The 24,443-nt window shown below is 60.4% G+C and carries 19 protein-coding genes; 8 read left to right on the top strand and 11 right to left on the bottom strand.

The window, feature by feature from the left end:
• Nucleotides 1-48: 48 nt before the first annotated feature.
• The 3 genes from K1X75_06465 to K1X75_06475 are packed head-to-tail and all read left to right on the top strand — an operon-like array spanning nucleotide 49 to nucleotide 3,022.
• Nucleotides 49-687 (top strand): cyclase family protein, encoded by a 639-nt coding sequence (locus K1X75_06465; protein MBX7057692.1) that lies wholly within the window; start codon nucleotides 49-51, stop codon nucleotides 685-687.
• Nucleotides 687-1,595 carry a hypothetical protein gene (locus K1X75_06470; protein MBX7057693.1) on the top strand — a complete coding sequence of 303 codons (909 nt, stop codon included), beginning with the start codon at nucleotides 687-689 and terminating at the stop codon, nucleotides 1,593-1,595. The genes K1X75_06465 and K1X75_06470 overlap by 1 nt, the downstream gene beginning before the upstream one ends.
• Complete coding sequence (locus K1X75_06475) at nucleotides 1,595-3,022, top strand: hypothetical protein (GenBank protein MBX7057694.1); 1,428 nt, start codon at nucleotides 1,595-1,597, stop codon at nucleotides 3,020-3,022. Before K1X75_06470 ends, K1X75_06475 begins: the two co-directional genes overlap by 1 nt.
• Here K1X75_06475 and K1X75_06480 read toward each other — a convergent pair.
• The 6 genes from K1X75_06480 to aceE form a co-directional block, all read right to left on the bottom strand.
• Nucleotides 3,012-5,756 carry a beta-galactosidase gene (locus K1X75_06480; GenBank protein MBX7057695.1) on the bottom strand — a complete coding sequence of 915 codons (2,745 nt, stop codon included), beginning with the start codon at nucleotides 5,754-5,756 and terminating at the stop codon, nucleotides 3,012-3,014. The two genes, K1X75_06475 and K1X75_06480, sit on opposite strands and share 11 nt — an antisense overlap.
• A 50-nt stretch (nucleotides 5,757-5,806) precedes the next feature.
• Nucleotides 5,807-7,159: a glutathione-disulfide reductase gene (gene gorA / locus K1X75_06485; protein ID MBX7057696.1), complete on the bottom strand. Its 1,353-nt coding sequence runs from the start codon at nucleotides 7,157-7,159 to the stop codon at nucleotides 5,807-5,809.
• A gap of 48 nt (nucleotides 7,160-7,207) precedes the next feature.
• The gene (locus tag K1X75_06490; GenBank protein ID MBX7057697.1) at nucleotides 7,208-7,645 is read right to left on the bottom strand and encodes a cysteine rich repeat-containing protein; all 438 of its coding nucleotides are present in this window, start codon (nucleotides 7,643-7,645) and stop codon (nucleotides 7,208-7,210) included.
• Nucleotides 7,646-7,728: 83 nt separating this feature from the next.
• Nucleotides 7,729-9,168: a dihydrolipoyl dehydrogenase gene (gene lpdA, locus K1X75_06495; protein ID MBX7057698.1), complete on the bottom strand. Its 1,440-nt coding sequence runs from the start codon at nucleotides 9,166-9,168 to the stop codon at nucleotides 7,729-7,731.
• A gap of 9 nt (nucleotides 9,169-9,177) precedes the next feature.
• Nucleotides 9,178-10,494 (bottom strand): 2-oxo acid dehydrogenase subunit E2, encoded by a 1,317-nt coding sequence (locus tag K1X75_06500; GenBank protein MBX7057699.1) that lies wholly within the window; start codon nucleotides 10,492-10,494, stop codon nucleotides 9,178-9,180.
• A gap of 25 nt (nucleotides 10,495-10,519) precedes the next feature.
• Nucleotides 10,520-13,213, bottom strand: a complete 2,694-nt coding sequence (aceE, locus tag K1X75_06505) for a pyruvate dehydrogenase (acetyl-transferring), homodimeric type (protein MBX7057700.1) — start codon at nucleotides 13,211-13,213, stop codon at nucleotides 10,520-10,522.
• Between the two features lie 162 nt (nucleotides 13,214-13,375).
• Here aceE and K1X75_06510 point away from each other — a divergent pair, with 162 nt between their 5' ends.
• On the top strand, nucleotides 13,376-13,894 hold the full coding sequence (locus tag K1X75_06510; protein MBX7057701.1) for a superoxide dismutase family protein: 519 nt from the start codon (nucleotides 13,376-13,378) through the stop codon (nucleotides 13,892-13,894).
• 13 nt (nucleotides 13,895-13,907) lie between these two features.
• On the top strand, nucleotides 13,908-15,155 hold the full coding sequence (locus tag K1X75_06515; GenBank protein MBX7057702.1) for an adenylate/guanylate cyclase domain-containing response regulator: 1,248 nt from the start codon (nucleotides 13,908-13,910) through the stop codon (nucleotides 15,153-15,155).
• A gap of 48 nt (nucleotides 15,156-15,203) precedes the next feature.
• On the opposite strand, the gene K1X75_06520 is transcribed toward K1X75_06515, so the two are convergent.
• From K1X75_06520 to K1X75_06530, 3 genes are all read right to left on the bottom strand, one after another.
• Nucleotides 15,204-16,061 (bottom strand): HDOD domain-containing protein, encoded by an 858-nt coding sequence (locus K1X75_06520; GenBank protein MBX7057703.1) that lies wholly within the window; start codon nucleotides 16,059-16,061, stop codon nucleotides 15,204-15,206.
• A gap of 39 nt (nucleotides 16,062-16,100) precedes the next feature.
• Entirely contained in the window at nucleotides 16,101-16,601 is a 501-nt protein-coding gene (locus tag K1X75_06525) for a peptidylprolyl isomerase (GenBank protein MBX7057704.1), read from the bottom strand.
• 229 nt (nucleotides 16,602-16,830) lie between these two features.
• Entirely contained in the window at nucleotides 16,831-17,781 is a 951-nt protein-coding gene (locus K1X75_06530) for an acyl-CoA desaturase (GenBank protein MBX7057705.1), read from the bottom strand.
• Between the two features lie 160 nt (nucleotides 17,782-17,941).
• Between K1X75_06530 and K1X75_06535 the strand changes: the two genes are divergently transcribed.
• The 3 genes from K1X75_06535 to K1X75_06545 all read left to right on the top strand — a co-directional run bounded on the left by K1X75_06535 (nucleotide 17,942) and on the right by K1X75_06545 (nucleotide 21,013).
• The gene (locus K1X75_06535; GenBank protein MBX7057706.1) at nucleotides 17,942-18,889 is read left to right on the top strand and encodes a hypothetical protein; all 948 of its coding nucleotides are present in this window, start codon (nucleotides 17,942-17,944) and stop codon (nucleotides 18,887-18,889) included.
• Between the two features lie 94 nt (nucleotides 18,890-18,983).
• Nucleotides 18,984-19,643, top strand: coding sequence for an arylesterase (locus tag K1X75_06540; protein ID MBX7057707.1), 660 nt, complete (start codon nucleotides 18,984-18,986; stop codon nucleotides 19,641-19,643).
• Nucleotides 19,640-21,013 (top strand): FAD-dependent oxidoreductase, encoded by a 1,374-nt coding sequence (locus tag K1X75_06545; protein MBX7057708.1) that lies wholly within the window; start codon nucleotides 19,640-19,642, stop codon nucleotides 21,011-21,013. Before K1X75_06540 ends, K1X75_06545 begins: the two co-directional genes overlap by 4 nt.
• A gap of 13 nt (nucleotides 21,014-21,026) precedes the next feature.
• Here K1X75_06545 and K1X75_06550 read toward each other — a convergent pair whose 3' ends face one another.
• Entirely contained in the window at nucleotides 21,027-23,612 is a 2,586-nt protein-coding gene (locus K1X75_06550; protein MBX7057709.1) for an FtsX-like permease family protein, read from the bottom strand.
• Complete coding sequence (locus K1X75_06555; GenBank protein MBX7057710.1) at nucleotides 23,609-24,391, bottom strand: ABC transporter ATP-binding protein; 783 nt, start codon at nucleotides 24,389-24,391, stop codon at nucleotides 23,609-23,611. The genes K1X75_06550 and K1X75_06555 overlap by 4 nt, the downstream gene beginning before the upstream one ends.
• Nucleotides 24,392-24,443 lie beyond the last annotated feature (52 nt).

Genomic DNA, 24,443 nt, shown 5'->3' on the forward strand with positions numbered 1-24,443 from the left:
AGCTGGCGGTCTTGGGAGAGTCGAGTAAATCGGCCAGGCCCGTGTCCCATGAAACTGTACGATATATCCATTGATTTGACGCAAAGTCTGCCACACTGGCCGGGCGAAAAGGGCTTTTCGATAGAAAAAACCCATCGCGGCGACGTCTGTGTAAGTGAAATCGCTATGGGGCTACATTGTGGGACGCACCTTGATGCGCCCTTTCACTTCTTGCCGCAGGGTCGTAAGCTGGACGCCATACCGCTTTCCAGTTTCATGGGGCCGGCGCGGCTGCTGCATATCCCGGATTCGCCGCGAATTGAACGCGCACACCTCGAAGGACAGGATTGGACCGGCGTGCGTCGCGTACTCTTTCGCACGCGGAATTCGGATCAGGATTGGCGCAAGGCGCCCTTTGACGAGGGCTTTGTCGGCCTCTCCGTCGAGGGGGCATCATTCCTCGCGGAGCGCGGAGTGGAGCTGATTGGCATCGATTATCTTTCCATTGAGCCCTTTGGCTCCGATGGAACCGTGCATAACATCCTGCTGGGCAAGGAAATCGTGATACTGGAAGGCCTGGTTCTTGGCGCCGTTCCGGCGGGCGATTACTTTCTGGTAGCGGCGCCGTTGAAGATGCCCGGCGCTGAAGCCTCGCCTACGCGCGCCTTCTTGTTGCAGAGTGATGCTCTACGCAACGCGGAGCTGTAATGAAAGCAACGCGTCTGGCGCTTCTTGGTCTTGGCCGCATGGGCCTGCCGCTGCTGCAGCGCGCCGCAGAACTCGGCGTCGACTGTGCGGGTCTCGATCTGGATAAGTTCCGACGAGAGCAGGCGTCGCAGCTCGGACTTAAGAATTTTGCCAGCCTGAAAGATTTGCGCGATTGGTCCAGGCGCGATGCCCTGACCGTCCTCTTGCTGCCCGCCGGTCCAATCATCGACCAGGCCCTCAGCGATCTGGACCTGGCTTCCGGGGAGCTGATTGCGGATTTTGGAAATTCAAACTTCAACGATTCCCGCCGGAGGCAATCGCAGCTGAAGGACGTCGGCGTTGATTTCCTGGATGTCGGTATGAGCGGCGGGGTGGAGGGCGCCCGGCATGGTCCATCCTTGAGCGTAGGCGGCGAGGCGGCTGCCTATGATCGTGCAGCAACTTTGCTTGCGGCGCTGGCTGCGCCACAGGGCCTCTGTTATGCTGGTCCGCCAGGCTATGGCCATCTGGTCAAAACGATTCACAATGGGATCGAATATGGCATCCTCCAAGCGCTGGGCGAGGGACTGCACGCGCTTTCGGCCTTTTACGAAAGCGAGGGTCGGTCGCCGGAACTTCCGGCGATTCTGTCGGCCTGGAGTCATGGGAGCATCATAGCATCGCGTTTGTTGCAGGATGCGCAGCGAGCAATGGCGCGCGGCGCTCAGCTTGAGGCCAGCGGTATGATTGGCGGCGGCGAGACGGGCGGATGGGCGCGCGATGTTGGCCAGAAGCTTGGCGTCGCTATGCCGGCGCTTGATGCTGCGCTGGCTGCACGACAGCACTCCAGGTTACAGCCCGAGCTATCCGGTCGCATCATTGCAGCTATCCGCAACCAGTTTGGCGGTCATAATATTGGCGGGGACTGATGGACCGAATTCTGGCTCTGGATCTTGGTACCAGCCAGTTTTCGGCTTTTGTCTTCAAGCGTCACAACGAAAACCGTTATCAGCTGGAGCACAACCTTGCAGCCACGCCGGGCCTCCGACTTCTGGAAGATGGCAACGCAGTCATCGCTCCACAGCAGGCTCTGCGTATTCTATGCGTTCTGCTGGCCAGAATACGTCGCGCAGGGCTTGGCCCAATCAACGCCGCTGTAGTTGCGGCAGCGATGCATTCCTACCTGGATTGTGATCGCGATGGCGCTCGACCGGGCCTGGCATCGCTCTGGCTCGATCAGCGCGCAGTCTCCTTTGCCCGACGGATTGCCGGAAGTGAAGAGGGACGGCAGTATCGTCGGCAAAGCGGCTGTCTCCCTTCGTCGACAATCCCCTATCTGCGCCTTCGTGCAAGCGCGGAGCAGTGCAGTCCAAAACGCAGCTGGCGCAGCCTGAAGTCGTGGCTGCTGCTACGGCTTGGCGCAGTCGATTTTGAAGACGAGGCTCTGGCCGTCGCCAGCGGCCTCTGTCTGCGCGAGTCGCGGCAGTGGTCGCCAACCCTCTGCGACGAGGCCGGACTTGGCGTAGCGCAACTTCCGCCAATTGTATCCTGTCAGCAATCTCTGAAGCTTACGCCGAACGCGCCGCTTCGACGTTGGCTTGGCGTCGAGCAATTGCTGGGCGGCGGTTCTGATGGCGCAGCAGCTCACCTGGGCGCTTGCGGGAATGATGAAGATGGTCTCAGCGTCAGCGCCGGCACCAGTCTGGCAGTGCGCTGCTCTATGCCGCGACAGGTCCTCGATTGCTGGCCACAGCTGTTTCGTTATCCTTTAAACGATGATCGAGATTTGCTTGGTATTGCCGCTAACAATGGCGGTCATGCTATGCAGAGTCTTGCCCAGGACTGGAAGCTGACGGAACTTGCGCTAGAGCAACGACAGCAACTACGACCGCCGGCCGAGCAGGTCTTGCAGCTTTGTTCGCCCTTCGTGGTCGGTGAGCGTTCCTTTGACACTGCGGCGCTGCCGGCCGCCGGTCTGCTATCCGCTGCCGATGCTGCGCTGCCAGCAGACATTGATGACTTGCTGCGTTGGAAATTGATACTAGAATCTATAGTATTTTTGCTCTGGCATTTGATCCAGCAGTTGCCGGCGACCGGGCCGCTGTATCTGAGCGGCGGCGTATTCAAGCATTGGCCGTGCGCGGCACGATGGCTGGCCGCTCTCAGCGGGCGTCGCGTTCTGGCCCCTGATCTGCGGCGCAGCATCGGCGCCGGCGCCTTGCGCTGGCCTGGTCTCGAATGTGAAGGGGGGGCGACGGAGGATGCGTGGCTTTCCGCTCAATCGCTGTCCGGCGAGGAGGGCGCTGCATTGCAGCGGCGCTGGCAGCGGTGGCGCCGCCAGATTCTCAGACTTTGAATGCAATTCTGGAGCGAAGGGCGCGATATACCTGCCCCTGGGCCTTGAGATTGCCGCTTTCTGGGTCGATGACCCAGGGTCTGAGCTCAAGGTCCAATGCGCCATTTTTCAACGCATAGCCGCCAGCTAAGAGTTCGTTGTCCCCATGACGGAGCAGTCCGTCTGGGATGTAGAAGCGACTCTGTGGTCCAAAGTCAGACCAGTAGCGCCCAATGTAGACATCGTTGACATAGAGATGCAGGACCTGCGGTCCGCTGACGATTGCCAGCAGCGGCTCTACAAGTCCCCGCGGACGACGAAGCTTGAAGCGGGCGCGCAGCCAGATGATTCCATCGTCCGGGCGCAGCTGCGGCCATTCACGACTCTTTTCCCAGCGCAGGCCGTTCGCCACGCGCGCCAGCTCCTCGCCGGGCAGGGCTGAGAAGTTCCAGGGCGACTTATCCTCGCCCTGTGTCCGGCCGTAGACCCGCCAGTCAATCTCCCGACCGCCGCGCAAACTGGCGGCAAGCAAGCCGCGGGCATTGCGAAAGTCATTGATGCCAAACGGACCGCGATTGTAGCCCAGGCTTTCCGTAAGTATATATAAAGTATTTACGCCTGGCTGCAGGGCGTCGCTCAAATCGTAGCGTCGTCCGCCAAACATCGCAGGATCCGGACCGTTCTTGGCGCCGGGCCGACCGGCGCGATCGCTGTAAGTAATATGGCCGCCGGGCGAGCGGTGGTTGATCCAGAGCCAGACGCGGTGTCTGACATTCAATCGAACGGAGGCATGATCTTTTGCTTCAAATCGCAAGGCATAGCAGACATGACCGCTGTGAAAGCCGTGTTCCATTGGATTGCGATCTTCCGGAAATTTGATGGAACGCCACGGCAGGTCAGCTTCCAGGTCAACTCTGGCCAGCTCTACATGACGCAGATGTAGCGGCAACGCCGGGCCCGACGGTCCGCGCAGGCGACTGCTGCTCCAGCGACTCTGGCGATAGCTATGCAGTTCGCAATCGTGATGCGCCTCAACTTCCAGCGCCCCTCCCGGCAGATAGGCCGCGCCGCGCGGACCTTGCCAGGCCAGGCCTTGCTCAGGTTCGGCGCCAAAGCTGCGCGCTTCGCGAGCCGAAAAGATCATCAGGCGCAGCCGGCGGTCGCCAACACGCAGGCGACACTCGCCCAGGCCGCTGAAATTCACGCGCCAGAAACGCGTAGATCCAATGATCTCGCTCTTCACTCTCAGGGCGCCCTTCGTCTCCTTCGGTTCTTGATCGAAGATCAGCTCGCCGTTGTTCCACTCCAGAAACCAGCTTTCCTCGCCCGCCGACGGAAATCGCGCCAGCCAGGGCATGGTGCAAAGCAGCAGTCGGGCCGAACCTAGCGCAAGACCGGCCACGGCGACAAAGCTTTGCCGCGGGGGAAGGCCGCCGCTGCTGCGCATCGAACCAAGCCGCAATTCGAAATGGCTGCGCCGGCCGTTGGAGAAGTTGCGCAGAAAATAGAATTCCACGCCGGCTGGCGAACGGCGCGCGCCGGCCAGCATCTCCGACGCTTCCGCCTTGCTGAAAAAGGATTCGGAGGTGCAGAGCTCATCGACGAAGCTCCGGGCGAAAAGAATGGCCTTGCGCAGTTGGTGCATGCGGCCCGAGAGGTAGCCATTTTCGCGAATAGCGGCGCTGTAGTCATAAGAACTGTAGACATCGGGATCGCCCAGCGTGCCCCAGTTGGTTCCTCCGTAGTACATATAAATGGAAAAGGCCGACATCCCCTGGGCCAGCATCGATTCCACCAGGGTCTTCTGGTAGTCCTCTCCATAGTAGTCGTAGATCTGATCGAAGCCGTGGCCATGGCCCCATTGATTGAACCAGCCGCCCTGCAGTTCAGCGATGAAAAAGGGCGAATTGGCGGCGACCGTTCCGGAGGAGCGCAGTTGCTTTTCTTCCTTACGTACTGCTCGATCAAAGTCGCTTTCCTTCCACCGCGCCGCTTGACCTGGCTTCGTTGTACGCGGATGCCAGATGATATAGCGGTCAAAGCTGTAGAGATCGACGCTTGCCCGGTCCTCGCCAGGATGCGCCCAGGAACCTTCGATCCAGGGGTCGTTGTGGAAAAGCGGCGCCGTAATGCCGCATTGTCGCGCCGTTCGCATCAGATCGAGCATGTAGGGGTTCAATCCGAGGTCGATGAACTTGCGCTGGATCAGCTCATTTTCAATCTGCAGGGCGATTAAGTTGCCGGAGGAATTCTCGGTGATTTGAAATTCACGAATTTGTGGCAGCAAAGCCTCGAACCACTGACGGCAGGCGGCAGCATAGGCCTCATCGTAAGAAACGCGCAAATGGCTTTTGAGATGTCGCAGGCGAACGGCTCGATCTGCAAGCAGCCATCCGGGGAAGCCGCCGCCGCTGGTTTCAGCGCAGATGTAGGGACCGGGCGCGGCCAGCACATACAGACCAAGCTCCTGGCAGATGCGCAGCAGTGCGGCGACGTCGCGCGGTCCATCAAAGCGGTAGACTCCACGGCGCGGACTGTGAAATCCCCAGTGGAAATAGATGCGCACGCAATTCAGGCCGCCCATGCGATAGCGAATCAGGATTTCGCGCCAGCGCTGCCAGTCTGGCATTCGCCAGTAATGAAATTCGCCGCCGGCCAGCAGGACGCGGCGGCCGCGAATCTTGAAGCTGTGTCGATCCCAATCCAGAATAGGACCGTAGAGGTCGCGGCGATAGGCAAGCGATTGCGCCGTCATAGATGCCTGAGCCTTTCCAAATGGCGCCGGGCGACAAGCGAAAGCAGCATTCAGCTGCGGGCATTGCGCATGGTGACAAATTCCTCTGCCGCCGTAGGATGAATGGCAATGGTGCGGTCGAAGTCAACTTTGCGTGCGCCCATGCGCAGGGCGACGGCAAAACCTTGCGTCATTTCATCGGCGCCGCGGCCAATGACCTGCAGTCCGACAACGCGTTGTTCGTCTCCGCAGCAAATCAGTTTCATTCGAGTAACCGGCTTTTCGCTCTGCAGGGCGTAGTACATGTTGATAAAGCGCGATTCGTAGACCGTCGCCGCCCCGTACTTTGCCAGCGCCTCTTGCTCGCTCAGGCCAACCGCGCCAATTGGCGGATCGCTGAATACAACTGTCGGAATCAGATCGTACTCCAGTCGTGCGTCGCTCTGGCCTCCAAAGAGTCGATCGGCAAGGCGGCGACCGGCGGCTATCGCCACCGGCGTCAGCGCGGGTCCGTTGGTTACATCGCCAACGGCGTAGACGCCAGCGCTTTGCGCGTTCTGGAAGGCATCGACAGCAATGCCGCCCTTTGGGTCGCACTGCAGGCCAATGGTTTCCAGCCCAAGGCCGGAGGTATTTGGCCGACGGCCAATGGCCCACAGCAATTTCTCTGCGCCATAGACCTTGCCTGAATTTGATTCGAGCCGCAGCTCGCCGCCGTCGCGCCAAAGCCGCAGCGGAGTAAAGGATCCCTCGAGCTGCATCCCTTTTCGGCGGTACTCGGCGGCCAGCTCGGCGCCAAGCATTGCATCAAAATGGCGCAGTGGAAATTCGCCGCGCGTCAGCAGCGTAACCTTTACGCCCAGCGCTTGCAGAGCGCCGGCAAGCTCTACGGCAATGTAGCCTGCGCCAACGACCATCAGCGATTTCGGCAATTCGGTCCAGGTAAAGAAGTCATCGGAGCTTTCGCCCAGTTCAGCGCCCTTCAGCTCCGGCCGCTCAGGCTTCGCGCCAACGGCAATCAGAATGTGCGGCGCTCGCAGCTGGCGCTGTCCAGCTTCCACAACGCCCGGAGCAACAAAGCGAGCGGAGGCCTCGACAATTTCGATGCCATCTTTCAACAGGTTGCTGCGGTAAATTTCATTCAAGCGCGCAACATAGGCATCGCGCGACTGCTTGAGGGCGGAGAAATCCAGCCACGGCTGCTGCAGCCGAAAGCCATAGGCTTGCGCTTCAATCATGGCCTCTTGCAGCTGAGCCGCATTCCACATTACCTTCTTTGGAACACAGCCGACATTCACGCAGGTTCCGCCCAGGCGCTGTCTTTCAATCAAGGCCACACGCGCGCCATAGGAGGCTGCGCGGCGGGCGGCGGCAATTCCGCCGCTTCCGCCGCCCAGTACCAGAAAATCAAACTCGGTTTGCATTCCCATAGGACTCCGCTGATGCAGCCAGAGCGCTATGCGAGCAATCGGTCAGTCTTCGCTTGGCTCAATTGGCTCCGGAATCGGATCGCTGGCGGGCGTGTTACGCGGCGCCAGAGCCTGCTTGCAGGCCGCGCTCAAGCTGGCCTCATTTTGCTTCAAGCACTGGAAGATACGTCCCTGACCGCGCTGGATGCCAGCACAGTGCGTCTGTATGTCCTGACGGCAGGCGCGATGAGCGCCCTGCACCCGAGAACGAATCTCGCTCATCCGCCGCTGAAGTCGTTGTTTGCATTGAGCGGAAAGCTGTCCCTGATGCTCGCGCAGGCAGGCAGCAATACGGCCTTGCCCGGGCTGTACATCGGCGCAGAATTGCTGCCGATCGGCAGCACAGGGACCCTGTCTTTGGCCCTGTCCGGGCTGGGCGCCCGCCGCAGCGACTGCCAGCAGCAGCAGCGCTGCAGAAAACCATAGATTTTTAGATTTCATCCGTCTTTCTCCAGGTCGCCTGAATTGTGTGTGCGACGATTTGCATATGCCTTTAGCCGCAGGGTCTATCAACTGAAAAATACTCAAGCGCCGGACTTGGCCGGCGACGGAGCTTTGCGCGGCCGAAAGATATGCGTACTGTGCCCGAGAAATACCTCGGCGCTCTCCATAATTGTTTCGGAAAGCGTAGGATGTGGATGAATGGTGAGCGCCAGATCCTCGGCGTTGGCGCCCATCTCGATCGCCAGCGTGATTTCTGCAATCATCTCGCCCGCGCCCGGTCCGACCAGGGCGCCGCCCAGGATGCGTCCATCGTCGGGATCCACCAGCAGCTTGGTGAAGCAGCCATCAATCTTGCCAAGGGTCAAAGCGCGGCCGGAGGCAGCCCAGGGAAAGCGAACCACTTCAACTTTGCGATCCAGCTCGCGGGCGCGATTTTCAGTCAGGCCGGTGTAGGCTATTTCCGGATCGGTAAAAACGACGGCGGGTATGGCCAGAGGCTCGAAGACCGACTTGCCGCCATGGATCACTTCCACGGCAACGCGGCCTTCGTGCGAGGCCTTGTGCGCAAGCATCGGCTGTCCAGCAACGTCGCCAATTGCAAAGATCGCCCGTTCTGTGGTGCGGCATTGCTCGTCGGTATGAATGAATCCGCGCTCCGTAACACGTACGGCGGTATTCTCCAAACCCAGGCCGTCTGTGACGGGTTTGCGACCGGCTGAAACCAGGATGCGATCAAAGCTCTGCGTCGGCTGTTCCACGTTGAGCCCTTCAAAACGAACCTGTAGCTTCTGTCCATCGACCTTGATCTCGGCGACCTTTGTACCAAGCAAAATCTGGCTCAGTTGAGTCTTGAGACGATCATGCAGCGGTCGAACCAGATCCTGATCTGTGCCGGGCAACAGCTGGTCGGCCATTTCGCAGACCACCACTTCACTGCCCAATGCCGCATAGACCGAGCTCATTTCCAGGCCAATGTAGCCTCCGCCCAGCACCAGCAAGCGTTTGGGGATGTCGCGCAATTCCAGCGCGCCGGTCGAGTCCATGATACGATCGGACTGTGGAAAATGTCCAAAGCGTACCGGCTGCGATCCGGTGGCGATAATAGCATGATCGAATTGCAATTCGCTTTCGCCCGCATCACTCTTGACCAGCAGCGTAGACGCGTCCTTGAAGCGCGCTTCGCCGCGCAGATGACGCACCTTGCGCGATTTGGCCAGGCCTCCAAGGCCGCCGGTTAATTTTTCAACTACTTCGTTCTTCCAGGCGCGCAACCGATCGACATCGATCTTTGGCGCGCCAAAACTCAGGCCAAAGCTCTCGGCGTGCTTCGCTTCATGAATCACCGCTGCGGCGTGGAGCAGAGCCTTGGAGGGGATGCAGCCTTCATAGAGACAGACGCCGCCGGGATTGGCGCGTCGTTCGACCAGCGTTGTTTCGATGCCAAGGTCCGCCGCCAGGAAGGCCGCGGCATAGCCGCCAGGTCCGCCGCCAATCACTACCAGTTGAGTACGTTCCGCCATGCCAGTGCCTCAGAGCGCCATGTGAATTGGTTGTTCCAGGGCTTCGCAGATCCAGCGCAAAAAGCGCGCCGCATCGGCGCCATCGATGATGCGGTGATCATAGGAAACGGAAAAGGGCATCATCATGCGCGGTCGAAACTCTTTGCCATTCCAGACCGGTTGCATTTTGGCCCGGCCTACGCCAAGCACGGCTACATCCGGCCAGTTTACGATCGGCGTGAAATAGGTGGTGCCCAGTCCGCCAAGGTTGGTCAGGCTGATGTTGCCGCCCATCAATTCCTCTGGCTTGATCTTACGATCGCGGGCGCGTTCGGCCAGCTCATTGAGTTCTCGTGAAATCTCCAGGACGCCCTTTTGATCGACATTGCGGATCACCGGCACCAGCAAGCCGCGTTCCGTGTCCACTGCGACGCCGATATGCACGTAGTCCTTGTATACAATCTCGTCGTTTTGAAGATCGAGGCAGGCGTTGAATTTCGGAAACATGCGCAAGGCCTGCGCCAGAGCCTTGAGCGTAATGGCCGTTACGGTGATGCGCTGCCCGCTCTTTTCCAATTTCTTAGACTTTGCTTTGCGAAACTCTTCGATTTCGGTAATGTCTGCGTCGTCGTACTGGGTGACGTGCGGGATTGTATTCCAGGACAGCGCCATCTTCTCGGCGGTCTTGCGCCGGATGCCGCTCATCGCCTCGCGCCGAACGGCGCCGAAAGCGCTGAAGTCAGGAAGCGGCGGAGCGGACATTGCACCGCCGCCGCCGGCGGCCACGCCGCGTCGCTGCACCACATCTTTTACGTATTGCTTAACATCGGATTCGCGAATGCGTCCTCCCGGTCCGGAGCCCTGGATGCGCTGGATCTCGGCGCCCAATTCGCGGGCCAGTCGACGAACCGAGGGCGAGGCCGGGGCCGGATTGCCAATTTCGCCTGGTCTACCGCGCTTCGATGGCGCGACTGGCGCGACTGGCGCGGCGGGCGATGCCGTCGTCACTGTCGCGGCTGGAGCAGAGGCCGGCGAGGAAGCTGCAGGCGACGCTGGCGCAGCAGCAGGCGGCGCTGCTGAAGCTGGCGCGCTTGCACTCTGCGCCGCGCTAGCTGTATCAATGGTGGCAATGACCTGACCGACCTTGATCTTCTGTCCAGCCTGGATGCGCAATTCGCGAACCACGCCGGCAAAAGGCGCCGGCACCTCCAGCGAGGCCTTGTCGCTTTCCACTTCCAGCAGGGCCTGTTCGGCCTGCACCGATTCGCCGACGGCAACCAGCACCGAAGTTACATCTGCGGTTTCAATGTTCTCGCCCAGCGAGGGGATGCGCACTTCTTGAATCATGTAAAGCTTCCTGCTCGTTCTCCCATCAAGCCCAGTGCAGTCGATGCGGATCGATTTTATCGCCAGCGATGCCAGAGCTCTGGCGCAGTTTCTGCGCCTGCGCGCGGTCAATCTTGCCGGCCTCGGCCAGCTTGTTCAGCGCTGCCAGGGCAATGTAGCGGCGATCAACCTCAAAGTAGTCGCGCAGCGATTGTCGACTTTCGCTGCGTCCAAAGCCGTCGGTGCCCAGGGCGTGGAAGGGCGCCTGGATCCAGCGGGCAATGGAGAGCGGCAGCGCCTTGGTATAGTCCGACGCGGCAATGACGACGTCGCCCTTGCCCTTCAAAACTTCAACGATGTAGGGCGTGCGACTCGGCTCGCCCAGCAGCGCGGCGCGCTCGCAATCCATGGCGTCTTTCCAGAGTTCCTTGTAGGAAGTGACGCTCCAGACATCGGCGGCGACGCCAAAGTCTTTCTCCAGCAATTCAGCGGCCGCCAGCGTCTCGTTCATGATTGCGCCGCTGCCAAAAAGCTGAACGCGCGCCTTCGCCCCGGATAGGCCGCTTTTGCGAAAGAGGTAGATGCCGCGCAGAATTTCCTGCTTCAGCTTCTCGGCGGGACCTGGCGCCGGCGGATGTTCGTAGTTTTCATTGCCGGCCAGGATGTAGTAGATAACATTCTTCTGTTCTACAAACATCCGACGATAGCCTTCTTCAATGATGGCCGCCGCCTCGTAGGAGAAGGCTGGATCATAACAGAGCACGTGCGGGTAGGGGTAGCTCAGCAAGGGCGTATGACCGTCCTGATGCTGCAGTCCCTCGCCAGCCAGGGTAGTGCGACCGGCCGTGCCACCGATCAAGAAACCGCGGCAGCCCATGTCGCCGGCGGCCCAGATCAAATCGCCGATGCGCTGGAAGCCAAAGATCGAGTAAAAAAGAAAGAAGGGGACCATTTGCACGCCGTGCGAAGCGTAGCTGGTGCCGGCGGCAATGAAGGACGACATGGCGCCGGCCTCGGTGATGCCTTCTTCCAGAATCTGACCGTCCACTGCTTCCTTATAGTAAAGCAACGTGTCGCGGTCGACGGGCTCGTAGCGCTGGCCGACGTGCGAATAGATGCCCACCTGGCGAAACAGCGCTTCCATGCCAAAGGTGCGAGCCTCATCAGGGATGATGGGCGTGATGCTTTTGCCGCCTTCCTTGTCGCGCAATAGCTTGGAGAGGATGCGCACAATCACCATTGTTGTGGAGGCGTCGCGCCCTTCGCCCGCTTCGTAGAACTCCTTGAAGATCTCAAAGGACAGCGGTTTCAGCGGCGGAGAATCATTGCGTCGCGCCGGCAGCGGACCGCCCAGTTTTTCGCGCCGCTCGCGCAGGTATTTGACCTCCGGACTTTCGGCGCCCGGCGAATAGAAAGGCGCATCGCCAACGCGATCGTCATCGATGGGGATGGCAAAACGCGAACGAAAACGCCGCAGTTCGTCGTCGTTCAGCTTCTTCTGGGAGTGCGTGATGTTCTTGCCTTCGCCAGCCTCGCCCAGGCCGTAGCCTTTGATGGTCTTGGCCAGAATAACCGTGGGCGCGCCATCGGCCTCCTGCACGGCGCGACGATAGGCGGCGTAGACTTTCTCTGGATCATGACCGCCGCGATTGAGCTTCATGATGTCTTCGTCGGTCATGTTCTCGACCATCTTCTTCAGTCGCGGATCGGCGCCAAAGAAGTGCTCGCGAATGTAGGCCCCGTCGGAGGCGCTGAATTTCTGGTACTCGCCATCGACCGCGCTTTCCATACGCTGTACCAGAGCGCCATCCTGGTCGCGCTCCAGCAGCGGATCCCAGGCCGCGCCCCAGATAACCTTGATCACATTCCAGCCGGCGCCGCGGAAAATTGCCTCCAGCTCTTGAATGATCTTGTAGTTGCCGCGCACCGGTCCGTCCAGACGCTGCAAGTTGCAATTGATGACAAAGACAAGGTTATCCAGCTTCTCGCGCGAGGCCAGGGTGATTGCGCCCAGCGTTTCCGGTTCATCGGTTTCGCCGTCGCCCAGGAAGGCCCAGACCTTGCCGGTGCGCTTGACGATGCCGCGATCCTCCAGGTAGCGATTGTAGCGAGCCTGGTAAATGGCCATGATCGGCCCCAGTCCCATGGATACAGTAGGAAATTCCCAGAAGTCTGGCATGCAGTAGGGATGCGGATAGGAAGAAAGACCGCCGCCCTTGCCCAGCTCGCGGCGGTAGTTAGCCAATCGCGATTCATCAAGGCGCCCTTCGAGGAAGGCGCGCGCGTAAAGTCCAGGCGCACAATGCCCCTGGAAGTAAACCAGGTCGCCGCCGGACTCGTCTTGCTTGCCGCGCAGGAAATGATTGAAGGCTACTTCCAGCAGCGTCGCCGAAGAAGCGAAGCTGGAGATGTGGCCGCCAATGCCATACTCGACGCGATTGGCGCGCACCACAGTGGCCATTGCGTTCCAGCGAATCAGACTGCGCAGTCGCCATTCAATCTCATGATTGCCCGGGTAACGCGGTTGTGCATCGTGGGCGATGGTATTTACGTATGGAGTGTTCGCGGCGTACGGGAGATGGATGCCGAACTCTGCGGCGCGGTTCTGCAAATTTCGCAGCAGCCGTTTGACTCGCTCCGGGCCGCCGTGCTTGATGACGTAATCCAGCGATTCCAGCCACTCCTGTGTTTCAATCTGCTGTATTTCCAGATCTTCTTTGTTCAGGCCAGGATCGGACATAGAGCCCGAAGGCGACGCTAAACAGCGAGCCGGTCAATCAATTTCGCGGGCGCCGCCAGCTTCTTGCAGCTCGTCGCTCAGCTGCGAGGCCAGTCAGGGGCGAGAATTCTGCGCGACAGCAATTGGCAAGGCCGCAGCAATCGAACCAGGAGAGTTTGATCGATGCATCGCACCATAATTTTATCATCCCTGCCAATACTGGCTGTGGCCTGCCTGGCGGGCTGTAGCGGCGCCGGCGGCCAAAGCGCCCGGGCTGATCTGCAGGCCAAAAGCGACAGCCACGTCAGCGGAACGGTTCAGTTCCATGAAACAGCCGATGGCGTGGAAGTGAGCTACCAGCTCAGCGGTCTGCCCGGCGCCGGACAGTATGGCTTCCATATCCATGAAAGCGGCGACTGCTCGGCTGCCGATGGCAGTTCGGCCAAAGGGCACTGGAATCCAGCTGGCGCCGACCATGGCGGTCCGGAAGGACCCGGTCATGCTGGCGACCTTGGCAATATTGAGGCCGACCAGAGCGGCGCGGCCAACGGGTCAATTTCATCCTCGCGCTTTCACCTCGGCAGTGAGCCAAGTCCAATCGGCCTGGCGGTGATTGTGCACGGCAAGGCCGACGATTTGCATTCACAGCCTACGGGAAACGCCGGTCCGCGTATTGCATGCGGAGTGATTGTCGCCCGCTAACTTGAAACGAGACATGGCCGTCGAACTGGCAGAGCCAAGAGCGGAAGAGCGCATGCAGGCTTTGCTGGTCGAGCCTGACGATGCCGCATACTATCGCTACTCGGGTTTGCTTGGCATCTGGTTTGGCGAGTATCTGCAAATTGAACGAGCCGTTGACCTGACGGCCGGTCTGCAGCTGCTGTCCAGCGGCCGCTTCCAGATGGCGGTGCTGGAGGCTAACTATCCGGGGCGCAGCGACGGGCGAGCCGTGGTCAGCGAGATCATGTCCAATCCAGGCGCCAGCGATACGCCGATTGTCATTCTGACCGTCGACAGCGATCCGGCTCTGGGACTCTACGCCATTCGCGAGGGCGTCAGTGAATTCTTTCAGAAGGCGGCGCTTGACAAACAGGTTTTTGAGTATCGCATTCGCAATCTGTTGCAGCGCGAATTCCGTTCGCGCATTTTGCAGTCGGAAGTGAGCGAATCGATCGAACGCTTCCACCACGCGCAGGGTCATTCGCAAAGCGAGATCACCGAATTGAATCAGATCGTGGCCGCCATGAAGCGTGAACTGGAGGCCGAATACGAAAACAAGATTGCGCTGGAGAAGGATAAAAACCGCATGCAGCAGGTCTTTGGCATGTACGTAGACCCCAAGCTGGTTGATGCAATCTTAAAGAATGAATACAGCGTTGATCAAAAGGGCATCGTGCAGCAGGTTACCGTACTGTTCGCCGATATTCGCGGCTACACCAGCCTCGCCGAAAAGATGAGTCCGGCGGACGTGATCGCCTTCCTGAATACCTACTTCACCGCCATGACCGAAGTTATCATGGGTTACGGCGGCATGATCGACAAGTACATTGGCGACGGCATCATGGCGCTCTTTGGCGCTCCCAGCGCTGATCCCGAGCAGACCGAAAACGCTCTGCAGGCTGCTATGGAAATGCAGATGGTCTTTGAACTGTGGACGCCAAAATGGGAGGAAACCTTCGGCATTCGTCCAGCGATGGGCGTGGGCGTCGCCACCGGCGAGGCCGTCGTGGGCAACGTCGGCTCCTTTCAAAAGATCTCCTACACCGCAGTCGGCGATACGGTCAATCTGGCCTCGCGCCTTGAGAGTTTGGCCGGACCTGGCGAGGTCATCATTCCGCAGAGTCTCTACGATCGCCTGAGTGAAGAGCTGCGCCGCAAGTACACCTACACGGCGCGCGATCCAGTTTCGATCAAAGGCAAGAGCGGCCTGTACCAGAATTACCTGGTAAGCTATCCGGTCTGAGGGACCAGGCGGCGCGTCGCCGGCGGCAGAACCCCAGGCAGCGGCCGCTCAGAGCGCCATGGCAAAGCGGTACAGATCATGCTGTTGCATGCGTTGCTGGAATTCCAGTCGCGCCGCCGCCTCGCCTTCGCCGCCAAATCCAAAGAGCTGACAGTAGTTGTCGTAGCGCTCGTTCTCAGAGTCCAGCAATCGACCATAGCCCGATTTCTTGGCCATCAGCTCAGCCAGCGCCACAATCTGCACGCCCTGACCCTGTGTGGCCGGCGCGGCGTAGCGCTCGCCAATGGCGGCGACGATTTCTGGCGGAAGCTGCCACTGGACGGCCGCCGCCGCGCCAAGCTCGATATTGTCCACGCCAAAGTGCTGGCGTTCGATCTCGCGAATGTCGCGATTCTGTTCCAAAAAATCGGTGAGGGTTTGAACGTACTTTTTACGATCAATGGCGTTGAGCGCAATCTTTCCAAGGTCATGCATCAGACCGCCAAGCAGAGCCGCCTCCTCCAATTTTTGCAGTCGGCACTGAACGGCGATCAATTGCGCCAGAACTCCGGCGGCGATGGAGTGTTCCCAGACTTCTTTGCGAAACTTGGCGTAGTTGCCGGCGCTGAAGATCGAATCGGCGAAAGCCAGCGTGACCATAGTGCGCACCGTGCGAAAGCCCAGGCGCATGATCGTCTGGTTGACGGATTGTACCTGCTGCCGCGCAGCGCGCGAGTAAAACGGCGAGTTGGCCAGGCGCAGCAGTCGCGTCACCAGCACCTGGTCGGATTCGATCATCAACTCCAGGCGCTTGATGTCGATGTCATTGTCATCGCGCGTAGCCAGGATGCTGACCAGTACCGGGGGCAGAATAGTCAGGCTGCGCGTTTTTTCCAGGTAGCCTTGTAGAGTTGCTGCGTCGCTCATCGCCAATGGTTCCCGCGCCTCGCCTGCGGACTGCGTACCTCAGGGATTGCCGGCAGGGGCGGGAGTCAGGCGCACTTTCATCTCCATGCGCTTGTGCGGCAGATCGCTTTGATTGCGCGGTTCCGCCACAATGCGATCGGCAACATCCATTCCCGAAACAACTTCTCCAAATACGGTGTACTGTCCGTCGAGAAAGGGACTGTCGGCCACGCAAATGAAGAACTGCGATCCGGCGCTGTTGGGATTCTGGCTGCGCGCCATGCTGACAATTCCGCGTTTGTGGCTGCGCGAGCTGAATTCGGCGCGAATCTGGTAGCCCGGTCCGCCCATGCCATAGCTCTGCACGGCATTGAGGTCTTTGGTGTTGGGATCGCCGCCCTGGATCATAAAGCCAGGAATCACGCGATGGAAAATCGTTCCATCGTAGAAGCCCTCGCGGGCCAGTTTCTTGAAGTTCTCCACATGGCCAGGGGCCAGGTCCGGAAAAAAACGAATTGTGATATCGCCATGCGGCGTACTGATAACTGCAACCTCGTCCATTCCAGCTCCTGGGCCGCCCGCATGGCCGCTGGCGTCGCCAACTGGCGCGGTCTTTTCGCCGCAAGCCAGTAGCACGACTGCCGCAACGCAACACGCGAATCGGGTCATTACTTTCATGCCGGACATCAATGGCCGGGCCCGGCGAGGGGCAAGCATGAAAAAGCCGGCAGCATGGATGGTATCTCTGATCCCGGCGGCGGACCTGGCTGCAGCCCGAGGCCCTTGTTGCTCAGGCTTCTGCGAGGCCCGTGCGCCGGCCGCTGCGTTCAGGAAGCGGCGGCTTCCACTTCAAGCCCAGGCGACGGGCGCCACGGCGGGCGCGATCGTTGGCTCGCCCTTCATCGATGATCTTTTGCGGCGCCTGCTTCAGATCCCAGGCCAGACCGACCATACTCAGCAGTTTGATAAAGTAGAAGGAGAAGTCGACCTCCCACCAGTAGAAGCCGTTGCGTGCAGCAGCCTGGTACTTATGATGATTGTTATGCCAGCCCTCGCCCAGTAGCAGCAGCGCCAGAACGAAATTGTTGCGGCTGGTATCCTCGCTGTAGTAGCGTTGACGCCCCCAGACATGGCAGAGCGAATTAATCGAATACGTAAGATTGGAAAGCAGGAAGGTGCTCACAAAAAATCCCCAGACCACGGCGTGCCAGCCGCCGGCGGCAAACAGACCCAGAGCCAGCAGAACCGGCGGCAAATACCACAGGCGATCGATGAGGCGAATCTCCGGGTAGCGTGCAAAGTCGATGATCCTTTTCTGATCATAGTCGCGCGACTCGTCGTATAAGAACCAGAGCCAGTGTGAATGCCAGAAGCCGTGCCGGGGCGAGTGGTGATCCTCTTCGCGGTCGCTGTAGCCATGATGGTGGCGGTGTTTGGCAGCCCACCACAAGGGCCCCTTTTGAGCCGCTGATGCGCCAATCAGCGCCATCAAAAATTGTGCGGGTCGTCCCATTTTGTAAGTCTTGTGCGAGAAATAACGATGGTAGCCGGCGGTGATTGCCAGCTGGCGAACGAGCCACATTGCCAGACAAAGCGCCAGGCCCTGCCAGGAAAAATAGGTGGTAAACACGAACAATACGGAGAGCTGCAGCAGCAGGAAGGGCAAGGCGGCGAGACTGATTGTTCCTTTTCGGAGATGGATTGCAAAGCGCGAAGGGGCGCTGGCGGTTGCTTGAGACATCAAGAGGTTCCTCGCGTTTGCGGTCCTGGCAGGACCGGCAGCAAATGCGAACCACGGGGCGCGGCGGCGGTTGCAAAAAAGCGCGCCAGCAGCGGCGCGCGGCCAGATCTTTTTGCTGCGCGGCTGCAGGGCGTGCGGCCTGGTGTCCGCGGCGACTGGCATGGTTGAAAAAACGGTAAAATCGCGGCGTCGGCTGTTGCTGCTGGCCGGCGTTCTGGCCGCCCTTTTGGCCGCGGGATTCTTCAGCCTGCTGTCCTTTGCCTATCCACAGGATCGGCCGGTAACCTGGCAGCATCCCTATCTACGCGGGACGCCGCTGGTCTTCGGTCACCGCGGCGACCCTGCACATTACCCGGAGAATACCCTGGCCTCCTTTGCCGGCGCACTGGCGGCCGGCGCCGACATTCTGGAATTGGACGTACACTGTACGCGCGACGGCGTTGTTGTCGTCCACCACGACGAAAGCCTGGAGCGCAGCGCTGGCGACCCGCGCCTGATTCGTGATCTGAGCTTCAGCGAACTGCGCCAGATCAATGTCGCCGCCAGGCTTTCTCCTTCCGCGCTCTTGCCGGAGTCGCGCGCGGTCTTGCAGGGCCGCAGCTTTCAGGCGCCGACCCTCGCCGAGGTTCTCGATGCCTTTCCTGCGGCGCGCATCAATATTGAAATCAAGCAGAAGGCCCCGCCGATGGAGCAACAGCTCTGGGCCGTGTTGCAGCAAAAGAAAGCGCTGCAGCGCGTGATGGTTGGCAGCGTTTCGGCCGACGCTTTGCAGCGATTGCGCCAGCTGAGCAATGGCGCCGTGCTGACTTCGGCGGCGATGTCGGAGGTGGTTCGGTTTTATCTGGGCTGTCGTCTGGGTCGAAGGATGCGTGTTCCCTTTGCGGCGCTGCAGATTCCCGCGCAGCCTACGTTAGGAATTGATCTGGCCTCGCCGCAGATGATAGCCTGCGCTCACAGCAATGGCATACAGACGCACTACTGGACAGTCAATGATGCACCGCGCGCCGCTGCTCTGCTGGCGGCCGGCGCTGATGGCCTGATGAGCGACAATCCGCGTATGCTGGTTGAAGTCCGCAAACGGCATCGCAGGGAGCATCCGCGTCCCTGAGCGCCATCTCTGGAAACGGACTCCGTCCCAAATTGATCAAGGCGCCGCGAAGGACATTTGACTGGCTATCTGGCACGCTTTCCGATGACCGAACATGAAAGCGATAGCCGTCATCCTGTCCATGCTCTTTGCGCTGGCAGCCCAGTGTTCGCCGGAGGCGCAGCCCGTGGCAGAGGCCGATGAACGGCCGGCCATACTCTTTCTGGGCGACAGCTTGATTGCGGGCTACCGCCTGGAAGCCAATCAGGCGCCGCCGGCGCTCTTTGAACAAAAGCTGCTTGCCGCGGGGATGAATTACCGGGTCATCAATGGCGGTCGTTCCGGCGATACCAGCGCGGGCGGCCTGGCGCGCTTGAACTGGTACTTGCGCCCGGACTTAAAGCTCAAGATCATTGCTATTGAGCTTGGGTCAAACGACGCGATGCGCGGCCAGCCCGTGGCTGAAATAGAAAAAAACCTGATTGAAATTGTATCGCGCATTCGAGCTTTCGATCCATCAATTCAGGTATATATTTTTCAGATGCATACCTTTCCGAACATGGGCCCGGCTTATGTACGCGACTATGCGCGCATCTTTCCGCGCGCTGCGAAATCGAGCGGCGCTACGCTCTTGCCTTTTCCGCTGGCCGGTATTGCCGGTAAACCGGAGCTGAATCAGGACGATGGCATCCATCCAACGCCGCGCGGCGCCGAAATCATGGCGGAAAATATCTGGCAGGCGCTCCGTCCGTATCTGCGGGATCAGAACACATGATTGAACAACAGCAAGCCTGGCAGCGCCCGATCCGCAGACGCGACTTTTTGCGATTGGCGGCGCTCTTTGGCGCCGCGGCGGCGGGCTGGCATCGTCCGCTGGCGGCACAGGCCGCCCCGCTGGCGGCAGTGATCGGCGCCGGGGCCGCGGGGCTTGCCGCGGCGCAGCGACTGAAGCGCGCTGGCGCGCGTGTTGTGGTGCTCGAGGCGCGCGCACGCGCCGGCGGACGGGTATGGAGCGAGTCCATCGATGGCGCCGCCTTCGACATGGGCGCCGCCTGGATCCACGGCGCCTCGACCGGCAATCCCTTCTATCGTCTGGCTTCCGCTGCCGGGCTGCGTCTTGCGCCCACAGATTTTGATTCCCTGGCCTTGTTTCGAGGTCGCCAGGAGTTAAGCGACGACGAGCTGGAGCAAGGCGAGGCGCTGGCAAGACGCATGCTGGCCGAGGCCAAAGACAATGCCGGCGCGTCCTCGCTGGCAGCTGCGCTGCAGGGGCCCATCGCCGCCATCGCTGCAAACCGTCGCGATGTGGCGCGGTGGTTCATCTATTCTGATGTGGAACTGGAGTACGCAGCCGAGGCCCATGACCTGTCGCCTGCAGAGGTCGACGAAGATTCCCAGTTTCCCGGAGAGCATATGCTCTTTCCCGGAGGCGCCTGGAGTGCGTTGCAAACGCTTGCTCAGGGCATCGAAATCCGTAAGTCCTGCGTGGTAAGGCGTCTGTCTCTGCGTCCCTCTGGCGTGGCCATCGAAACCAATCAGGGAACTCTTGAGGCTGCGGTTTGCATCTCGACGCTGCCATTGCCCGTGCTGCTCAGTGGGCGCATAGATTTTCAGCCGACGCTGCCGGCATCGCTGCGCGCCGCTGCGGCGGGGATCCACAGCGGTCTAATGAATAAGGTGGCTATGCTTTTTCCGCGCAAATTCTGGCCGGATGTCACGCGCTTTGCTTCGCTCGACCATCGACTGCCCTTTGAATTCTGGAACTACAGCGCAGTCGTGGGCCGACCAGCGCTGGTCGCTCTGTGTTGCGGTCAATCGGCGCTAGAGATTGATCGATCTTCGTCGACGCAGGCCGCGGCCCTGGCCATGGCCGCTCTGCGCAGCATGTTCCCAGGCGCTCCTGCGCCCGCAGCGGCGCGCTCCACCGCCTGGCGTTCCGATCCCTTTGCCGGCGGAAGCTACGTCCACGTAGCGCCTGGCGGACGCCTTAGCGACATCAGCAAACTGGCGGCTCCAATCGAGGATCGACTGTTCTTTGCCGGCGAACATACGCATGAGGAGTATCCCTCAACAGTTCACGGCGCCTTACTTTCCGGCGAGCGCGCCGCCGCCGAAGCCATCGAGGCAATGGACCTGCAGAACTAGCGCGCTGGCCAGGCTACTCCTCGCGCAGAATTTGCAGCGGCCGGGCGCGCGCTACGTCGCGACTGATCGCCAGGCCGGTCAGCGTGTTCAGGGCAATGATCGCCAGGCCCAACAGCAGCAGCGTTGCATAGGGCGGCGCTGCCGAGGCGTGAAACAGATAGCTCAACAGCGCGCGGTTGAGGCCCTCCGCCAGAATCCAACCGGCGAAGACTCCCAGCGTCGCCAGCAGCGCATACTCCGTCGCCAGGATGATGTTGAGATCGCGGAAGCTGGCCCCCAGCGTCTTGAGCAGCATCGACTCGCGCAATCGGGCAAAGCGTCCCGCTGCAATCGCGCCGGCCAGTATGACTACTCCGTTCAATGCGGTCAGCAAGGCCAGAAACTGGAGCACGGCCGAAATCGTGCCCAGGATGGCGCCCAGTTGATTGGCCGCTTCGGTTACATCGATGATCGTCAGATTTGGAAAGCGCCGCGCCGCCTCGGCCTGCAATCGAATCACGTCGCCAGGCGTGGCGGCGCGAAAGCTGGCCATATAAACGCGCGGCGCGTACTCGATTTCGCCGGGACTCAGCAGCACCATCGTATTGGGTTGCATCGACTGCCACTGCACGTCGCGCAGCGAGGTGATCTTCGCATCGAGGGGGAGACCCTGAATATCAAAAGTCAGTACATCGCCCAGATCGACGTCCATGGTTTTAGCCCATTGTTCGTCAAGGGAGACCTCCTGCGTCGGCGGACGGCCCGACCAGAAGCGCCCCGCAACCACCGTTTCGGAAGCAATCAACTGTTCGCGGTAGGACAAGAAATACTCGCGCGTGCGCGCTCGATCTTCCCACGAGCGTTGCACGCTGTCGCGCTCCACATGGACCACATCGATCGGGCGACCGTTGATCGCTTTGATGCGCGCCGTGACCATTGGCGCAATGGAGAAACGACTGACCGAGGGCTGTGCCGCACTCCAGCGCTCGAAGTTTTCTCGCTGGTCGGGCTGGATATCGATGACAAAAAGATTGGGTCGGTTCTGGTCGACGCTGAGCGCTATCTCTTTTTGAAAGCTAGCCTCAAAAATAAATACTGTCGCCAGCAATAGCGCGCCCAGGCCGGTGGCGACAATCACCGCGCTGGTCTGGTTGCCAGGTCGATAGAGGTTGGCCGCCCCCTGCCGGATCAGGTAGGAGCGAATGCGCGGCAAAAAGAGCCGCGTGAGGCGCATCGCCGCCTGCGCCAGCGCAAAGAGCAGCGCCACCGCAGTCAGAACAGCGCCACAGAAGTAGAGCGAAGCCCACAGCGAGCGCGTTTGTGTGATGGTCAGCAGCGCCACCGCCGCCGTCAATCCGGCGCCGCCCAGGCCATAGACCAGCCAGTCGCGCCATTGCAGCGCAGTTTTTTCATCGGAGCGACGCAATACGCGCAGCGGTGAAACGGAACGAATGCGATAGACCGGCAATAGAGTGAAGACAAAGGTAGCAATCAATCCGGCCAGGGCGCCCTCGACGCAGGCGCGCCAGCTGAAAGAAGCGTGCAGTTCAATCGGCAACATGCCGCGCACCAATTCGCTCCGCGCAAGCCATTCCAGAGCGCCGGCAAAGAGCGCGCCGGGAATTACGCCAAGCAGGCTGCCAATCGCGCCCAGCATCATCGCCAGCAACAGATAGATACGAAAAACATCGCCGGGTCGGGCGCCCATGCTGCGCAGAATGGCGGCGTGATCCAGGCGATCCTTGATAAAGACAGTCATAGCCGAGCCAATACCCAGACCGCCCAGCAGCAGTGTGATCATCCCGCTAATCGACAGAAAGCTGGAAAGCCGCGCCAGAAAACGCTGCAATCCGGATACAGCCTCGCGATAGCTTTCAATTTCGATATAGGATTGCGAGGCCGCTTCCCAGTTTCGTTCCTTCCAATCAAGCACGTCCAGAGCCGCCGGGGCCAGAACCAGTTTGCGATAGCGGATGCGGCTGCCGGTTTGAACCAGACCGGTCTCGGCCAGATGAGCGCTAGCAATGTAGACCACTGGCGCAATGCCCACGCCGGAGGCCGGGCTGCCTGGCGTTTTGAGAAAACTGCCCAGGTAGACAAACTCGGCCTTGCCGAGCATCAATTTCTGGCCGGGGCGCAGCGACAGCGCTGCTTCCAGCTGCGGATCGGCAATCAAGCCGCGCTCGCTGCGGCGCTGCAGGGCCTGCCAGGCGCCGGCCGGCCTGGTTTCAATCCTTCCATAGAAAGGGAAGGCATCGGAAATGGCGCGCACCCGCGCCAGTCGCGCCAGGTCCGCGCCTGCTCCGGACCGCGCGGGGGCCAGGAGCATTGAATTGAATTCGATCAAATCTGCAAAGCGTGCGCCGCGCGATTGTAAATCGCGCAACATAGATGCGCCGCTGGCTGTGGACTGCAACGGAGCATTGGATTCCAGGCTCAGATCGGCGCCCATCAAGCTGCGCGACTGACGGGCGACAGCTTCCTCCAGACTTTCAATCGCCGTTCGCACCGCGGTCAGCGCCGCAACGCCAACGGCAATGGCAAAAATACAGAAGGCCAGCTTGCCGCCGGAGCGGCGCATTTCGGCAAGAGCCAGGCGCAAGGCGCTCTGCCAGTTCATGGGCGAGATTTTCCACTCTTCACGGCGCGCGCACGGCCGGCGCTCGATCGCTTTGGGATGCCTTTGCTTCGTGCGGCTGCCTTGCTGTGGACGGCGGCGCCCTTGCCGCGACGGCCATGTTCAATGATGCGGTGGATGCGGCCATCGCGCAACTGGATCTCGCGAGCGGCCAGGGCGGCCAATTGTGGATTGTGCGTCACCAGCACCAGCGTGGAGCGCCGGTTGGTTTCCAGCAGGATATCCATTACGATCTGTCCATTTTGCGAGTCCAGATTGCCGGTTGGTTCATCGGCAAACAGGATTCGCGGATGTGTAATCGAGGCGCGGGCAATGGCCACCCGTTGCATCTCGCCGCCGCTCAATTGCGCCGGGTAGTGCGCGGCGCGGTCGCCCAGCCCCACGCGCTGCAGCCATTCAGCGGCCCGCGCTGCGGCCGCGGCATCGCGCAGCAACTCTGCCGGCACGCGCACATTTTCCAGAGCGGTCAGCGTCTGGATCAAGTGAAAGGACTGGAAGACAAAGCCCATCTTTCTGGCGCGCAAATCCGAGAGCCGGTCCTCGCTGAGTGCGGTGATGTCGATGCCATCCACAACAATCTGACCGCGGCTGGGTCGATCCAGGCCGGCCAGCAAGCCGAGCAAGGTGGACTTGCCGCTGCCGGAGGGGCCGGTGATTGCCACAAACTCCCGTTCCTTGATGTTCAGGGCGACGCCATCGAGTACTGTCAGGACGCTGTCGCCGCGCCGATAATCGCGGCCAAGATTTTCTACATACAACATAGGGTATCTCGAAATAGTAATGCCCGCGCCGCCTGTCGCCGCCGTTTTTCAC

The sequence above is a fragment of the Leptospirales bacterium genome (assembly GCA_019694655.1).
In the GTDB taxonomy this organism is placed as follows: Bacteria; Spirochaetota; Leptospiria; order Leptospirales; family Leptonemataceae; genus SSF53.

Excerpts from the sequence above, each read along its gene's own strand:
- K1X75_06545 (MBX7057708.1), top strand. The coding sequence starts at position 19,640 with ATGATTGAACAACAGCAAGCCTGGCAGCGCCCGATCCGCAGACGCGAC.
- K1X75_06515 (MBX7057702.1), top strand. The coding sequence starts at position 13,908 with ATGGCCGTCGAACTGGCAGAGCCAAGAGCGGAAGAGCGCATGCAGGCT.
- K1X75_06510 (MBX7057701.1), top strand. The coding sequence starts at position 13,376 with ATGCATCGCACCATAATTTTATCATCCCTGCCAATACTGGCTGTGGCC.
- K1X75_06555 (MBX7057710.1), bottom strand. The coding sequence starts at position 24,391 with ATGTTGTATGTAGAAAATCTTGGCCGCGATTATCGGCGCGGCGACAGC.
- K1X75_06475 (MBX7057694.1), top strand. The coding sequence starts at position 1,595 with ATGGACCGAATTCTGGCTCTGGATCTTGGTACCAGCCAGTTTTCGGCT.
- aceE (MBX7057700.1), bottom strand. The coding sequence starts at position 13,213 with ATGTCCGATCCTGGCCTGAACAAAGAAGATCTGGAAATACAGCAGATT.
- K1X75_06550 (MBX7057709.1), bottom strand. The coding sequence starts at position 23,612 with ATGAACTGGCAGAGCGCCTTGCGCCTGGCTCTTGCCGAAATGCGCCGC.
- K1X75_06540 (MBX7057707.1), top strand. The coding sequence starts at position 18,984 with ATGAAAGCGATAGCCGTCATCCTGTCCATGCTCTTTGCGCTGGCAGCC.
- K1X75_06525 (MBX7057704.1), bottom strand. The coding sequence starts at position 16,601 with ATGGACGAGGTTGCAGTTATCAGTACGCCGCATGGCGATATCACAATT.
- K1X75_06465 (MBX7057692.1), top strand. The coding sequence starts at position 49 with ATGAAACTGTACGATATATCCATTGATTTGACGCAAAGTCTGCCACAC.
- K1X75_06480 (MBX7057695.1), bottom strand. The coding sequence starts at position 5,756 with ATGACGGCGCAATCGCTTGCCTATCGCCGCGACCTCTACGGTCCTATT.
- gorA (MBX7057696.1), bottom strand. The coding sequence starts at position 7,159 with ATGCAAACCGAGTTTGATTTTCTGGTACTGGGCGGCGGAAGCGGCGGA.
- K1X75_06470 (MBX7057693.1), top strand. The coding sequence starts at position 687 with ATGAAAGCAACGCGTCTGGCGCTTCTTGGTCTTGGCCGCATGGGCCTG.
- K1X75_06520 (MBX7057703.1), bottom strand. The coding sequence starts at position 16,061 with ATGAGCGACGCAGCAACTCTACAAGGCTACCTGGAAAAAACGCGCAGC.
- K1X75_06530 (MBX7057705.1), bottom strand. The coding sequence starts at position 17,781 with ATGTCTCAAGCAACCGCCAGCGCCCCTTCGCGCTTTGCAATCCATCTC.
- K1X75_06535 (MBX7057706.1), top strand. The coding sequence starts at position 17,942 with ATGGTTGAAAAAACGGTAAAATCGCGGCGTCGGCTGTTGCTGCTGGCC.
- K1X75_06490 (MBX7057697.1), bottom strand. The coding sequence starts at position 7,645 with ATGAAATCTAAAAATCTATGGTTTTCTGCAGCGCTGCTGCTGCTGGCA.
- lpdA (MBX7057698.1), bottom strand. The coding sequence starts at position 9,168 with ATGGCGGAACGTACTCAACTGGTAGTGATTGGCGGCGGACCTGGCGGC.
- K1X75_06500 (MBX7057699.1), bottom strand. The coding sequence starts at position 10,494 with ATGATTCAAGAAGTGCGCATCCCCTCGCTGGGCGAGAACATTGAAACC.